Origin of the sequence: Cronobacter sp. HA18006, assembly GCF_011605445.1 — a bacterium.
In the GTDB taxonomy this organism is placed as follows: Bacteria; Pseudomonadota; Gammaproteobacteria; order Enterobacterales; family Enterobacteriaceae; genus Cronobacter; species Cronobacter sakazakii.
Genome location: NZ_JAANQB010000020.1, coordinates 228,424 through 241,483 on the forward strand (window position 1 = coordinate 228,424; position 13,060 = coordinate 241,483).

12 protein-coding genes are annotated in these 13,060 nt (G+C 57.4%); 7 read left to right on the top strand and 5 right to left on the bottom strand.

Annotated elements, in window-relative coordinates; translation table 11 throughout:
* Window positions 1-211 precede the first annotated feature (211 nt).
* Entirely contained in the window at window positions 212-1,477 is a 1,266-nt protein-coding gene (locus G9X48_RS10160; protein WP_088275491.1) for an ABC transporter substrate-binding protein, read from the bottom strand.
* 398 nt (window positions 1,478-1,875) lie between these two features.
* On the opposite strand from G9X48_RS10160, the gene G9X48_RS10165 reads away from it, so the two are divergent.
* Together G9X48_RS10165 and rnk are read left to right on the top strand one after the other, a co-directional pair.
* A complete protein-coding gene (locus G9X48_RS10165; protein WP_041460576.1) occupies window positions 1,876-3,252 on the top strand; it encodes a GntP family permease in 1,377 nt (458 codons plus the stop codon).
* Between the two features lie 151 nt (window positions 3,253-3,403).
* Complete coding sequence (rnk, locus tag G9X48_RS10170; protein WP_004387228.1) at window positions 3,404-3,814, top strand: nucleoside diphosphate kinase regulator; 411 nt, start codon at window positions 3,404-3,406, stop codon at window positions 3,812-3,814.
* A 67-nt stretch (window positions 3,815-3,881) separates the two neighbouring features.
* Here the strand turns inward: rnk and G9X48_RS10175 are convergent, their stop codons facing one another.
* Window positions 3,882-5,123 carry a zinc-dependent alcohol dehydrogenase gene (locus G9X48_RS10175; protein ID WP_007897560.1) on the bottom strand — a complete coding sequence of 414 codons (1,242 nt, stop codon included), beginning with the start codon at window positions 5,121-5,123 and terminating at the stop codon, window positions 3,882-3,884.
* 242 nt (window positions 5,124-5,365) lie between these two features.
* Here G9X48_RS10175 and uspG point away from each other — a divergent pair, with 242 nt between their 5' ends.
* Window positions 5,366-5,794, top strand: coding sequence for a universal stress protein UspG (uspG, locus tag G9X48_RS10180; RefSeq protein WP_007781716.1), 429 nt, complete (start codon window positions 5,366-5,368; stop codon window positions 5,792-5,794).
* A gap of 239 nt (window positions 5,795-6,033) precedes the next feature.
* Here the strand turns inward: uspG and ahpF are convergent, their stop codons facing one another.
* Window positions 6,034-7,599, bottom strand: coding sequence for an alkyl hydroperoxide reductase subunit F (gene ahpF, locus G9X48_RS10185; RefSeq protein ID WP_004388194.1), 1,566 nt, complete (start codon window positions 7,597-7,599; stop codon window positions 6,034-6,036).
* Window positions 7,600-7,855: 256 nt separating this feature from the next.
* Window positions 7,856-8,419 (bottom strand): alkyl hydroperoxide reductase subunit C, encoded by a 564-nt coding sequence (gene ahpC, locus G9X48_RS10190; protein WP_007893639.1) that lies wholly within the window; start codon window positions 8,417-8,419, stop codon window positions 7,856-7,858.
* Window positions 8,420-8,910: 491 nt separating this feature from the next.
* Between ahpC and G9X48_RS10195 the strand changes: the two genes are divergently transcribed.
* Entirely contained in the window at window positions 8,911-9,873 is a 963-nt protein-coding gene (locus G9X48_RS10195; RefSeq protein ID WP_004388196.1) for a LysR substrate-binding domain-containing protein, read from the top strand.
* Here the strand turns inward: G9X48_RS10195 and G9X48_RS10200 are convergent.
* Window positions 9,868-11,028, bottom strand: a complete 1,161-nt coding sequence (locus tag G9X48_RS10200) for a pyridoxal phosphate-dependent aminotransferase (RefSeq protein ID WP_097641196.1) — start codon at window positions 11,026-11,028, stop codon at window positions 9,868-9,870. The genes G9X48_RS10195 and G9X48_RS10200 overlap by 6 nt on opposite strands.
* Before the next feature lie 136 nt (window positions 11,029-11,164).
* Between G9X48_RS10200 and G9X48_RS10205 the strand changes: the two genes are divergently transcribed.
* From G9X48_RS10205 to G9X48_RS10215, 3 genes are read left to right on the top strand one after another with little or no spacing between them, the layout of a single operon-like run.
* Window positions 11,165-11,779 (top strand): methylthioribulose 1-phosphate dehydratase, encoded by a 615-nt coding sequence (locus G9X48_RS10205; protein ID WP_007865534.1) that lies wholly within the window; start codon window positions 11,165-11,167, stop codon window positions 11,777-11,779.
* Window positions 11,776-12,465 (top strand): acireductone synthase, encoded by a 690-nt coding sequence (gene mtnC, locus G9X48_RS10210; protein WP_004388199.1) that lies wholly within the window; start codon window positions 11,776-11,778, stop codon window positions 12,463-12,465. The genes G9X48_RS10205 and mtnC overlap by 4 nt, the downstream gene beginning before the upstream one ends.
* Entirely contained in the window at window positions 12,462-13,004 is a 543-nt protein-coding gene (locus G9X48_RS10215) for an acireductone dioxygenase (protein WP_085045908.1), read from the top strand. The genes mtnC and G9X48_RS10215 overlap by 4 nt, the downstream gene beginning before the upstream one ends.
* Window positions 13,005-13,060 lie beyond the last annotated feature (56 nt).

Sequence of the window (13,060 nt, forward strand, 5' to 3'; positions counted from 1 at the left end):
TCCGTTGAGTATGTTGACGGACACGATGATGTTGCCCTTCCCCCCGACGAGCGAGTCTCGGGATTAACGCCGCACGGCGGGTGCGCTCCGCTTACCCGCCCTACAAAAACCTGTTTCGAGTTCGTAGGGCGGGTAAGCAAAGCGCACCCGCCATAGGGGCCAGGTTTGTTATTGCCAGGAGGCACCCGCCAGCCACAATGTCATCCAGCGCTTACCGCCAGCCAGTCCCCTTCGCGCGGGTCAGACGCTTTTGCAAATCTTCCGTCGCTTTCTTGCCATCCTCTTTGCCGTTCAGCACGCTAAACGTCACGTTGAAAATGGCATTCGACACGCGCGGATACTGCGCTTTGGTCACCGTCGCCGGGCGTGGCACCGCCTGGGCGAAAATATCGCGGAACTGCGTCAGCTCCGGCGCAACGGCCAGCACATCTTTGTTCTCATAGAGCGCAACGCGGGTCGGCGCATGGCCGAGCATTTTCAGGCGTGTGATTTGCGAATCGTCATCGCTTAAGATTTTCAGCAGCGCGATGGCGGCCTCCGGGTTTTTTGTATTGGCGTTAATCGACCACTGCCAGCCGCCGAGCGTCGTCGCCTGACGCCCTTCCGGCCCGGCGGGAAGCTGCATCACGCCCACTTTGCCTTTGAGCGGGCTGTCATCGGCCTGTGACAGCTGCCAGACATAGGGCCAGTTGCGCATAAACAGCGCGTCACCGTTCTGGAACACGGTGCGCGACTCTTCCTCTTTGTAGCCCAGCACGCCCTTCGGCGTAATCTTGCCCATCCAGCCGCGCGCCATATCCAGCGCCTGCGCCGCTTTCGGGTTATTAATGGTCACGTTCCCTTTTTCATCGACAAACGTGCCGCCGCCGTATGAGTCGATCCACTCCAGCGCGTTACAGGTCAGCCCTTCATAAGATTTGCCCTGGAAGATGTATCCCCAAAAGTTTTTATGCCCCGCTTTGCGCTCTTCGGCCTGAATTTTCGTGGCGATGCGCGTCATTTCGTCCCACGTTTTTGGCGGCTGCTCTTTATATTTCTCCAGTAAATCTTTGCGATAGAACAGCACGCCGGTGTCGATATACGACGGCACCGCTTTCAGGCGTCCGTTGACGGTGTTGTTTTTCCATGGGCCGGGGAAAAAGTCTTTTTCCATCCCGCCCATCGCGTCGGTGAGATCGAGCGTCTGCTTGTCCAGCAGGCCTATCCAGATGGTGTCGGACTGAAACACATCCACTGCTTTTTCATCTTTAGCGGCGAAGAGTTGTTGCAGCAGCGCCAGCTTTTCATCGGAGGCCGCCGGGAACTCGATAAACTCCAGCTGATTGCCGGTCTGCTTCTCGAAGCGTTCTTTGATGTACTGGCAATACTGTTTGCCACCGGGCGACACGGGGCACTCCATGCGCAGGGTATCGGCAAACGCCAGTGAGCTTGCGCCCGCCAGCGCGACGGTCAGAAAAGTGAAGGTGAGCTTTTTCATGATGTCCTCTTATGCACTGAACAGGGTGCGGAGGCGTTGCGCCGCCGCCCACAGCGCGATGTACGGCAAATCATCACGATCCTAAGCTAGTTAACGTTATGGAATAGCGGCAACTTTGCGGCGACTTCACAACAAAAAAGCTGGATATCGCCAACAAATCTGGTGATTTTGTGAAAAAAACGCATCGGAAAATTTGACAGATCCGCGAGGCGATATATGCAACCGCAAGCGAGAAGCCCGCGTCGCGCGGGAGTTTGACGGTGATCTCAAAATGTTAATAAATATGACAGACCCTGTTTACAAGCCGCCACATGTTATCGGTATCATGTTACCGGTATCAGTGAGAAAACCGCCGACCAGGCTACGGTTTCACTGTACCCATGTTGAGGATAATAACGATGACAGAAACCACTTTCGCTTATAGCGCCGGTACGCTGCTTGGCATTGCTGCCGGTGCCGTCGTACTGCTGCTGGTACTTATCATGCGCTTTAAAGTGCATGCTTTTCTTGCGCTTACCCTGGTCAGTATCGTGGTGGCGCTGTTGACCAAAGTGCCGTTTGATAAAGTCGTGCCTACGCTGCTGACCGGTTTTGGCAGTACGCTTGCGGGCGTTGCTCTGCTGGTGGGCATCGGCGCGATGATTGGTCGTCTGCTGGAAGTGTCCGGCGGCGCGAAAGTGCTGGCCGATACGCTGATTAACAAATTCGGTGAACACCGCGCGCCCTTCGCGCTCGGCGTCGCCTCGCTGCTGTTTGGCTTCCCTATCTTCTTTGACGCGGGTCTTGTCGTCATGCTGCCGATTATCTTCAGCGTGGCGAAACGCTTTGGCGGCTCGACGCTGAAATACGCCTTCCCGGCGGCGGGCGCGTTTGCGGCCATGCATGCGTTAGTGCCGCCGCACCCCGGCCCGGTTGCCGCCAGCGAACTGCTGGGGGCGAATATCGGTCTGCTGGTGATTGTCGGGTTGATTATCGCTATCCCGACCTGGTATTTCGGCGGCTATCTGTATGGTCAGTACGCCGGTAAAAAATTCGACATTAAGCTGCCCTCTTCTTTCCTTGGCGAAGTGGAGGCCGATCCGACGCACCGCCCGCCGTCATTCGGCATGGTGATCACCATCCTGCTGCTGCCGCTGCTGCTGATTTTCCTTGATACCGGCCTCAATACCGCCAAAGTGCTGGGCTGGGTCAGCGCCGATAACAGCGTGGCGAACTTCCTGCGTATGCTCGGTAAAACCCCGGTCGCGCTGCTGATTACCGTCTTTTTCGCGCTGATGGTGTTCAGCCGCAACCACAGCCGCCAGCATCTGGAGAAAATTTGCGACGGCGCGCTTGGCCCTATCTGCGGCATCATTCTGGTGACCGGCGCAGGCGGCATGTTCGGCGGCGTGCTGCGCGCCAGCGGCATCGGCGACGCGCTGGCGGGCGTGCTCTCAGACACCGGCATGCCGGTGATTCTCGCGGCGTTTGTTATCTCCACCGCGCTGCGCGTGGCGCAGGGCTCGGCGACGGTCGCGCTGACGACCACCGCCGCGCTGGTCGCGCCGATGGTGCAGGCGACGCCGGGCTTAAGCCAGTTTGACCTTTGCTTTATTGTTATCGCCATCGCGGGCGGCGCGACGGTGCTCTCACACGTCAACGACTCCGGTTTCTGGCTGGTAGGCCGTTTCCTTGAAATGGACGAGAAAACCACGCTGAAAACCTGGACCGTGATGGAAACCCTGCTGGGCACCATCGCCTTCCTGCTGGCAGCCGTGGGGAGCATTCTGCTTTAAGCCCCGTTTCGTGAGCTGGCTCACTTCAAACGGCGCGCAAGGCTGAGTATCATCCCCTGACGCGGACCCTCATCGTTTTGACGGTGAGGGTTTTTCTTTGGACGCTTGTTAGCGGCGAAATGCCGCCTGATTCAATGACATGGAGTAAGAAATGTCCCGACCTGCCCTTATCATCAACGAACTCGATGCTGAACGTCTCGACAGCCTGCTGGAGCAGCCGGCGTTCGCGCGTCTGCCGGTGGCTGACGCGCTGAACGATGAGCTGGATCGCGCCCGGATGGTTAGCCCGCAGGCGATGCCGGAAGATGTGGTGACAATGAACAGCCGGGTGAAATTCCGCGATCTGGCGAGCGGCGAAACTTACGAGCGCCTGCTGGTCTATCCGCAAAATGCGGGCAGCAGCCCGGAAGCGCTGTCAGTCATGGCACCGGTGGGCGCGGCGCTGCTTGGCCTGCGCGTGGGCGATGCTATTCGGTGGCCGCTGCCGGACGGCAGCGAAACTCATATCGAAGTGCTTGAGTTGCTCTACCAGCCGGAAGCGGCGGGCGAATACCGCCTTTAACCGCCTGTCTGCGGCAAAAAATAAGAGGATGCCAGGGCATCCTCTTTCTGTTTTTAGTTGCTGAAAATTACGGCTGCAACGGCTGTAACGGCGCGTTCATCAGCGCGGTGACTTTCTCCCGCGCGGCTTCAGGCGTCGCGGCACCCGGCACCAGAATCACCTTGCGGCACTCCTCTTCGCGCTTCTCGAAAATCTTGTAGCCGCGCGCGGCATCTTCCAGCGGCAGATAGTGCGTGACTATCTCTTCCGGCGTCAGCAAACCCTGCTCGATAAGCGGCAGCAGCTCCGGCAGGAACGCGTGCACGTGCGTCTGGCCCATCTTAAAGCTGATGCCTTTATCAAACGCATCGCCAAAGAGAAAGCCGTGGATAAAGCCCGCATAGACGCCCGGCACGCTCACCACGCCACCGCGACGCACCGCCGCGATGCACTGGCGCAGCGCTTTGCCGCTGCTGCCTTCGATTTTGAGATTTGACAGCACGGTTTCCGTCAGGCTGCCTTTGGCCTCAAAACCGACCGCATCGATAACGGCATCCACGCCGCGGTTGCCCGGCGTGTTTTCGATAATAAACGCCGCCGGATCGTCGTTTTCATCAAAGTTGATCGGGATAACCCCATAACGCTCTTTCGCAAACGCGAGACGATAATCGTTGTGGTCGACCATAAAGATCTGTTCTGCGCCGAGCAGTCGCGCGCAGGCGGCGCTGAGCAGCCCCACCGGGCCTGCGCCGTAAATCGCTACCTGAGAGCCTTTCTGTACCTGGCCGTTTTTCACCGCCTGCCAGGCCGTCGGCAGGATATCGGAGAGGAATAGCGCTTTATCGTCAGAAAGCACTGGCGGCACTTTAAACGGCCCGACATTGCCCTTCGGCACGCGCACATACTCCGCCTGGCCGCCAGGAATGCCGCCATAGAGATGGCTGTAGCCAAACAGCGCCGCGGGGGCCGGGATCTGCTTTTTATTCAGCGCCGCACCGGTGCCTTTGTTGGTGTTTTCGCAGGCGGAATATTGCTGAAGTTTGCAGAAAAAGCAGTCGCCGCAGGCGATAACGAACGGGATCACCACGCGGTCGCCTTTACGGATATCCTTCACCGCGCTGCCGGTTTCCACCACTTCCCCCATAAACTCATGGCCGAAAATATCGCCGTGATGAACCTGCGGAATTTTGCCGCGATAGAGGTGTAAATCGGAGCCGCAAATCGCGGTCGCGGTGACGCGCAGAATAATATCGTCCTGCGCCTCGATAATCGGATCCGGAACATTTTCGACCTTAACGTTATGCGGCCCGTGGTAGGTTAACGCCTTCATTACGACCTCCTGGCAGTCGGTAAAAAGAGACAGGTTCCAGTGCGAAAGTTCATCTGGTCTACACCAAGGGTAGTCGGGATGGGCCGCGAGCCGCCGGATCCGCCGCCAGTGTGGCGGCTTTGAGAGTTTTCCTGGCGAATGCGGCTGCGCAAAAAAACACAAATTTGTCGGGTCAATAAAAGTATCCCTGACAAAAACAGGGTTTAATAAGCACGTTGATAACCGCTAAAGGAGGAGTGACGATGTACAACACCATTCTGATGCCTGTAGATGTGTTTGAAATGGAGCTGAGCGACAAGGCGATCCGCCACGCGGAGTTTCTGGCACAGGAGGAGGGAATTATTCATCTGCTGCATGTGTTGCCTGGATCTGCCAACCTGAGTCTGCACCGCTTCGCCGCCGATATCCGCCGTTTTGAAGAACATTTAGAGGCCGAGGCGAACCAGCGCCTGCAAACCCTGAAGCAGCATTTCACCCTGCCGGAATCGCGCCTGCGCAGTCACGTTCGTTTTGGCAGCGTGCGTGATGAAGTTAACGCGATGGCTAAAGAGTTACACGCCGATGTGGTGGTGATCGGCTCGCGCGATCCGTCGATCAGCACGCATCTGTTAGGCTCGAACGCGTCAAGCGTGGTACGCCACGCGCATGTGCCGGTGTTTGTGGTGCGTTAAGTTTTGGGCAGTATTGGCGGGTGCGCTGGCGCTTACCCGCCCTACAAGGCTGGCAACGATGATGCTGAATCTCGGGTCGGCGGGTGCGCTGCGCTTACCCGCCCTACCTCTATCTGTGACGTTAAACGTAGGGCGGGTAAGCAACGCGCACCCGCCAGTTACAACAGATCATCCACCCAATCCACCAATAAAAAAGCCGCCCCTGAGGGCGGCTTTTACGCAGGTATCTTACTTTCTTCTTATGCGGTTTTGGTACGAATCAGATAATCAAACGCGCTCAGGGAGGCTTTGGCGCCTTCACCGGTGGCGATAATAATCTGTTTGTACGGCACGGTGGTGCAGTCGCCCGCGGCGAATACGCCTTTCACGCTGGTCTCGCATTTGGCGTCGATGATAATCTCGCCCATGCGGTTACGCTCGACAGCGCCTTCAAGCCAGGTCGTGTTCGGCAGCAGACCGATCTGAACGAAAATCCCCGCCACTTCCAGGTGCTTCACCGAGCCTGTTACGCGATCCTGATAATCAAGACCGGTCAGCTTCGTGCCGTCGCCTTTCACTTCAGTGGTCATCGCGTTCAGGATGATGTCGACATTTTTCAGGCTACGCAGTTTATCCTGTAACACCTGGTCCGCTTTCATTTCTGGCGCGAATTCCAGCAGCGTTACGTGCTCAACGATCCCCGCGAGGTCGATAGCCGCTTCCACACCGGAGTTACCGCCACCGATGACCGCCACGCGTTTGCCTTTAAACAGCGGGCCGTCGCAGTGCGGGCAGTAAGTCACGCCTTTGGTGCGATACTGATCTTCACCCGGCACGCCCATGTTGCGCCATTTCGCACCGGTCGCCACGATCACGCTGCGCGCTTTGAGCACCGCGCCGGAGGCGGTTTCAATCTGATGCAGACCGCCTTCGCTCGCCGCCGGAATCAGCTTCGTTGCGCTTTGAGTATCGATAACGTCAACGTCGTAATCATCCACGTGCGCCTTCAGCGCGCCTGCCAGTTTCTGGCCTTCGGTTTTCGGCACAGAGATGTAGTTTTCGATATCAACGGTGTCCAGCACCTGACCACCGAAACGCTCGCCCATCAGGCCGGTACGGATGCCTTTACGTGCGGAGTAAATCGCCGCCGCCGCGCCCGCCGGGCCGGAGCCGACAATCAGTACATCGTAAGCGTCGCGCTGGTTCAGCTCTTCCGCCGCGCGTTTTTCCGCGCCGGTATCCACTTTCGCGACGATTTCGGCAAGGGTCATACGGCCAGAACCAAATTCCACACCGTTCATGAAGACCGCCGGAACGCCCATCACGTTGCGCTCGGTGATTTCATTCTGGAACACCGCACCATCAATCGCCGTATGTTTGATGCGCGGGTTCAGCACAGCCATCAGGTTCAGCGCCTGCACCACGTCCGGGCAGTTGTGGCAGGAGAGCGAGTAGTAGGTTTCAAACTCGAAATCGCCGTCCAGGTCACGGATCTGCTCAAGCAGAGCCTGCGCTTCTTTCGACGGATGACCGCCGGTCCACAGCAGCGCCAGCACCAGCGACGTAAATTCGTGACCCAGCGGAGAGCCTGCAAAGCGCGGCCCCTGCGTGGAACCCGGGTTGGTAATCAAAAATGAAGGTTTGCGCGCCGCGAGCGTGTTGTCTTCCCTGAAGGAGACTTTGTCAGACAGCTCGGCGATTTCCAGCAGCAGTTCTTTAATCTCTGCCGATTTCGCGCTGTCATCCAGCGTGGCCACTAACTCAACAGGCTTTGTCAGACGCTCAAGATAGGCCTTGAGCTGGGTTTTCATGTTTGTGTCGAGCATAATTTTCTCCTGAGCTTACGCTTCCTCATTTAAGCCGCCTCAGTGCCGCGCCGCCGCGATGCAACTTAAATGAGAGCGCGTAAAAGCGTTTTCAAAAAAACGGGTGCAAGACTGCACCCGTGATAATGCCTTTTTCCGAGTATTTCGCGTTACAGGAAGGCGGCAGGCTTAGGAATCCCCGGGAGCTTACCTCAGTAAGTGACCGGGGTGAGTAAGCGCAGCCAATGCACCTGTGGCGTGAAAGACGACAGAAAAATTAGATTTTGCCAACCAGGTCCAGAGACGGCGCTAAGGTCGCATCGCCTTCTTTCCACTTAGCCGGGCATACTTCGCCTGGGTGAGAGGCTACATACTGAGCCGCTTTGATTTTACGCAGCAGGTCAGATGCGTCACGGCCGATACCTTCAGCAGTAATTTCGATAGCCTGGATAACACCCTGCGGGTCAACGATGAACGTACCGCGGTCAGCCAGACCTTCGTCTTCACGCATGATTTCGAAGTTACGGGTCAGGGCGCCAGTCGGGTCGCCGATCATCGCGTATTTGATTTTCGCGATGGTGTCGGAGCTGCTGTGCCACGCTTTGTGGGTGAAGTGGGTATCGGTAGAAACGGAGTAAACGTCTACGCCCAGTTTCTGCAGTTCTTCGTAGTGGTCAGCCACGTCGCCCAGTTCGGTCGGGCATACGAAGGTAAAGTCAGCAGGATAGAAGAAGAATACGCTCCAGCGGCCTTCCGTGTTTTTCTCGGTAACTTCGATGAACTCACCGTTTTTGAACGCCATGTTTTTGAAAGGTTTGATTTTGGTATTAATCAAGGACATCTATACTTCCTCCGTGTTTTCGATGGGATGTAAGGTATCGAATTTTCGTAACCCAGGCCAATGCGTTTGCGTTATCAAATCAATAAGCAATAGCTAACAACCGATCCGGGCCAACCTTAGTGAACGTTTCTCGCCGTCTCGCGAAAAAATAAAAAAGCCACCTCAACGGGCGGCCTGAGCGCTGAGATACCCGCAGGCCACAGCAGAGCCAGCGTGCTGGCGAAAGCGTTGCGCGCGGTGTTTTGCGACGCAGACGTACCTTCGATTAGAACACTCCCCTGCCTAAAGGGCAACGCACGTGAAGATTATTCGTGCCTATGGCTGTGATAGGGAGCGCTTTGCAAAATTCATCATCTCTCTGATGTGTGAGGCTGCGCCATTTTTTCGGATTATGCCCCGTCTCGCCTGCGCAAAAACATATTCCTTATCTATCATTTACTGAGAACAGATAAACCATAAAAATCCCCTTTTCGTCTCGTTGCGAGGCTGTCATGGCAAATTTGCAGGATTTGAAAAAGTTTGACCTCAATCTTCTGGTGATTTTCGAGTGCATTTATTTGTATCGCAGCGTCAGCAAGGCGGCGGAAGCCCTGTTCCTGACGCCGTCAGCGATAAGCCAGTCGTTACAGCGGCTGCGCAACCAGCTCAATGACCCGCTCTTCGTGCGCTCCGGCAAAGGCATTACGCCGACAACCGTAGGCACTAATCTGCATCACTATCTGGAAGACAACCTGAACCAGCTTGAGCAGACCATTAACATCATGCAGGGCGCGCCGCTGCGCAAAAACTTCGTGCTCTACTGCCCGCCCGCTCTCGCCGCCGATCATCTGCCGGCGTTAGTCAGCGCGTTTCGCGAGCATTACGATTTTGAACTGGAGCATTACGACACCACGCTTGCCAGCGAGACCGTGGAAGATCTGCTGGCCTATCGCAAGGCGGATCTGATTATCGGTATGGCACCGGTTGCCAGTCACTCGCTGATTTGCAAACACTGCTTTAGCGAAGAGACCGTGCTGGTATGCAGTGAAAACCATCCGCGGCTTGGCGAGCACGCCGATGAAGCCGCGCTCGCCCAGGAGAAATTCACGCTGTTTAACGGCACTGCGGAAGGCCAGAAACAGTTTCACGTGAAGTCGGCGGAGCTTTTCGGCGAGCGGCAGATAGCCTTTACCAGTAACTCGATTTCCTCGATCATGGCGGTGATTGGCAGCACCGATTTTGTTGGCATTCTGCCTGCCCCCGTGCTGCGCCGTTATCGTCAGCTCTTTGGACTACGCCCCGTCAAGCTGAACTTCAGCCTGCCGCAGTATGATTACTACCTTATTTATAACCGCTCATCGTTAACGAATGCGTCGTTCGTAAGCTTTGTGTCGCTCATCGAACAGCACTTCCTGCGCGATGTGCCACAGGCGCAGAGCCGCAGCACGGCTTCACCCGATCAGCCCACCTTATAACCGCGCCAGACGCTCCGCGGCGGCGAGCAGCGTCGCCTCCTGCTTGGCGAAGCAGAGGCGAATCAGCTTGTGCGGAAACGGCGCGTCGCAAAATACCGACAAAGGAATAGCCGCGACGCCCGCTTCCGTGGTCAGCCATTCGCAGAAACTCACGTCATCAAGCGTTGAGATAGCGCTGTAATCCGCCAGCAGAAAATAGGTGCCTTCACAGGGCAGGATTTTAAAGCGGCTGTCACCGAGCGCCTGGATAAAGCGATCGCGGCGCGCGCGGTAAAATTCCGGCAAATCGAGATAGTGCGCAGGCTCGGCGCGCAGCATATCCGCCAGCGCCAGCTGCGCAGGCGTGTTGACGGAGAACGTCAGATACTGATGCACTTTGCGCAGTTCCGCGCTGAGCGCGGCGGGCGCCACGCAGTAGCCCACTTTCCAGCCGGTCATGTGATAGGTCTTGCCGAATGACGACACCGCAATTGCCCGCTCGCGCAGTTGCGGATGCGCCAGCACGCTGGCGTGGCCCTCTTCGGCAAAACAGATGTGCTCATAAACTTCATCGCTCAACACGTAAATTTCACGCTCCTCGATGGCCTGCCAGAGCGCGGCGAAATCCGCGCTACGCCAGACGGTGGCGGACGGGTTATGCGGCGTGTTGAGGATAACCAGCCGGGTGCGCTCAGAGAGCAGCGCGGCGAATTGCGCCCAGTCCACGCGAAAATGCGGCGGCGTCAGCGCGATGCGCTTGAGCACACCACCCGAAAGCGCCACCGCGGGCGCGTAACTGTCGTAGCTCGGGTCGAAGCAGATCACTTCATCGCCGGGGCGCACCAGCGCGGTAATGGCCGCATAGAGCGCCTCGGTGGCCCCCGCCGTGACGGTAATATCGCTGTTGGCATCCGGACGGTGGCCGTAGAGCGCCTCGGTTTTATCGGCGATCGCCTCGCGCAGCGCCTGCACGCCGGTCATGGGCGCGTACTGGTTTGCGCCCGCCGCCACGTGGTGCGCCAGTCGCTCCTGTAAATAGCGCGGGCCGTCGAAATCCGGGAATCCTTGCGACAGGTTAATCGCCTGATGCTGCTGCGCCAGCGCGCTCATGCGGGTAAAGATGGTCGTGCCCAGCGCTGGCAATTTGCTTTCTGGCGTCAACGGGGTTTGGCTCATAACGGCTGATCCTTTCGCGCGGTGTCGTGTTGTTTTGATGTTATCTGTCTGTTGCCGACACTATAACACGATGCTACTCTCTGGCAATCAAGACGCTTAGACGTCTAAACGCTAACGATATGCCTGCGGGGATGCGATGAGTAAAGAGAGCCAACTGGAAGCGCTGGTGGCCGCCTGTCACTGGATTGGCGCGAAGGGCTGGGCGCCTGCCACCGGCGGCAATATGTCGCTGCGCGAAGACGCGCGCTGGTGCTGGCTGAGCGAATCCGGCAAAGATAAAGGCAGCCTGACGACAGACGATTTTCTGCAGGTGGAAATTGCCACTAACCTCGCGCCGTCCGGCCGTAAGCCCTCCGCCGAAACCGGGCTGCATACTCTGATTTATCGCCTGTTCCCGGAGGCGAACTGCGTGCTGCACGTGCATACCGTTAACGCGACGGTGCTGTCACGCGTGGAGAAAAGCGACGCGCTGCATTTGTCCGGCTACGAGATGCAGAAATCGCTGGCGGGACAAATAACGCATCTTGATGATGTGCCTGTTGCCATTTTCGATAACGATCAGGATATTGATGCTCTGGCGGAGCGCATTGCGCGTCACCACCGCCAGTTCCCGCTGCGCTACGGATTTCTGCTGCGCGGCCACGGGCTGACCTGCTGGGGGAGCGATGTCGCCGTCGCGCGTCGCCATCTGGAGGGGCTCGAATTTCTGTTTGAATGTGAAATGCAGCGACGCCTGCTGGAGAGAGCATGATCCGCGCCATAGTTACCGATATTGAAGGCACCACGACCGATATTCGTTTCGTTCATAACGTCCTTTTCCCCTATGCGCGCGAGCGTCTGGAGCGCTTTATCCGCTCGGGCGAACAGCGCGAGCCGGTGAATCTACTGCTTAACGAGCTGCGCGGTGAGATCCACGCGCCCGCCGCGTCGGTGGATCAGCTGATTGAAACGCTCTTCAAATTTATGGATGAAGACCGCAAATCCCCCGCGCTGAAATCGATTCAGGGCTATATCTGGCGCGAAGGCTACGTGAACGGCGATTTCACCGGCCATCTCTACCCGGATGTTGTGCCCGCCCTGCGCCGCTGGAGCGCTCAGGATATCGATATTTACATCTACTCCTCAGGCTCCGTACCGGCGCAGAAGCTGCTCTTTAGCCACAGCGATGAGGGCGACGTCACGGAGCTTCTGAGCGGCTTTTTCGATACGCACGTCGGTGCCAAACGTCAGGTATCGTCGTACCGCAATATCTCCATGAAAACCGGCGTGCCGGTGCATCAGATGCTGTTTCTCTCGGATATCCGCGAGGAGCTGGACGCCGCGCGCGAAGCGGGCTGGAAAACTGTCCAGCTCATCCGCGGCGAGCCCGATACGCAAAGCACCCACCGCCAGGTGTCCAGTTTCGATGATATTCACCCGGAGCAGATCCCCACATGAGCGCATTGACGATTTTTGCCGATAACGGTGCCAGCGAACCGCTGTGGCAGAGCACCGATGCCGACGCTATCCGCGAACAGCTTAACGCGCAGGGCGTGCGTTTCGAACGCTGGCAGGCCGACCGCGAGCTCGGTGATAACCCAACGCCGGAGACGGTGCTGACCGCCTATCAGCACGCGATTGACCTGCTGGTGGCGGAAAAAGGCTACCAGAGCTGGGATGTCATCAGCATGCGCGCCGATAACCCGCAGAAAGAGGCGCTACGCGACAAATTTCTCAATGAGCATACCCACGGCGAAGATGAAGTGCGGTTTTTCGTGGAAGGTGCCGGGTTGTTCTGTCTGCACATCGGCGACAAGGTGTATCAGGTGTTGTGCGAGAAGAATGATTTGATTTCGGTGCCCGCCGGCACACCGCACTGGTTTGATATGGGTTCTGAGCCGCATTTCACGGCGATCCGCATTTTCGATAACCCGGAAGGCTGGATTGCGAATTTCACCGGCAGCACGATAGCCGAAGCGTACCCGCGTCTGGCGTAGCGTGCGGGTGGCGGTTGAATGTAGTGGGTGCCTGTAGAGGCGGCATGGCGGGTGCG

Excerpts from the sequence above, each read along its gene's own strand:
- G9X48_RS10160 (WP_088275491.1), bottom strand. The coding sequence starts at position 1,477 with ATGAAAAAGCTCACCTTCACTTTTCTGACCGTCGCGCTGGCGGGCGCA.
- G9X48_RS10165 (WP_041460576.1), top strand. The coding sequence starts at position 1,876 with ATGACAGAAACCACTTTCGCTTATAGCGCCGGTACGCTGCTTGGCATT.
- rnk (WP_004387228.1), top strand. The coding sequence starts at position 3,404 with ATGTCCCGACCTGCCCTTATCATCAACGAACTCGATGCTGAACGTCTC.
- G9X48_RS10175 (WP_007897560.1), bottom strand. The coding sequence starts at position 5,123 with ATGAAGGCGTTAACCTACCACGGGCCGCATAACGTTAAGGTCGAAAAT.
- uspG (WP_007781716.1), top strand. The coding sequence starts at position 5,366 with ATGTACAACACCATTCTGATGCCTGTAGATGTGTTTGAAATGGAGCTG.
- ahpF (WP_004388194.1), bottom strand. The coding sequence starts at position 7,599 with ATGCTCGACACAAACATGAAAACCCAGCTCAAGGCCTATCTTGAGCGT.
- ahpC (WP_007893639.1), bottom strand. The coding sequence starts at position 8,419 with ATGTCCTTGATTAATACCAAAATCAAACCTTTCAAAAACATGGCGTTC.
- G9X48_RS10195 (WP_004388196.1), top strand. The coding sequence starts at position 8,911 with ATGGCAAATTTGCAGGATTTGAAAAAGTTTGACCTCAATCTTCTGGTG.
- G9X48_RS10200 (WP_097641196.1), bottom strand. The coding sequence starts at position 11,028 with ATGAGCCAAACCCCGTTGACGCCAGAAAGCAAATTGCCAGCGCTGGGC.
- G9X48_RS10205 (WP_007865534.1), top strand. The coding sequence starts at position 11,165 with ATGAGTAAAGAGAGCCAACTGGAAGCGCTGGTGGCCGCCTGTCACTGG.
- mtnC (WP_004388199.1), top strand. The coding sequence starts at position 11,776 with ATGATCCGCGCCATAGTTACCGATATTGAAGGCACCACGACCGATATT.
- G9X48_RS10215 (WP_085045908.1), top strand. The coding sequence starts at position 12,462 with ATGAGCGCATTGACGATTTTTGCCGATAACGGTGCCAGCGAACCGCTG.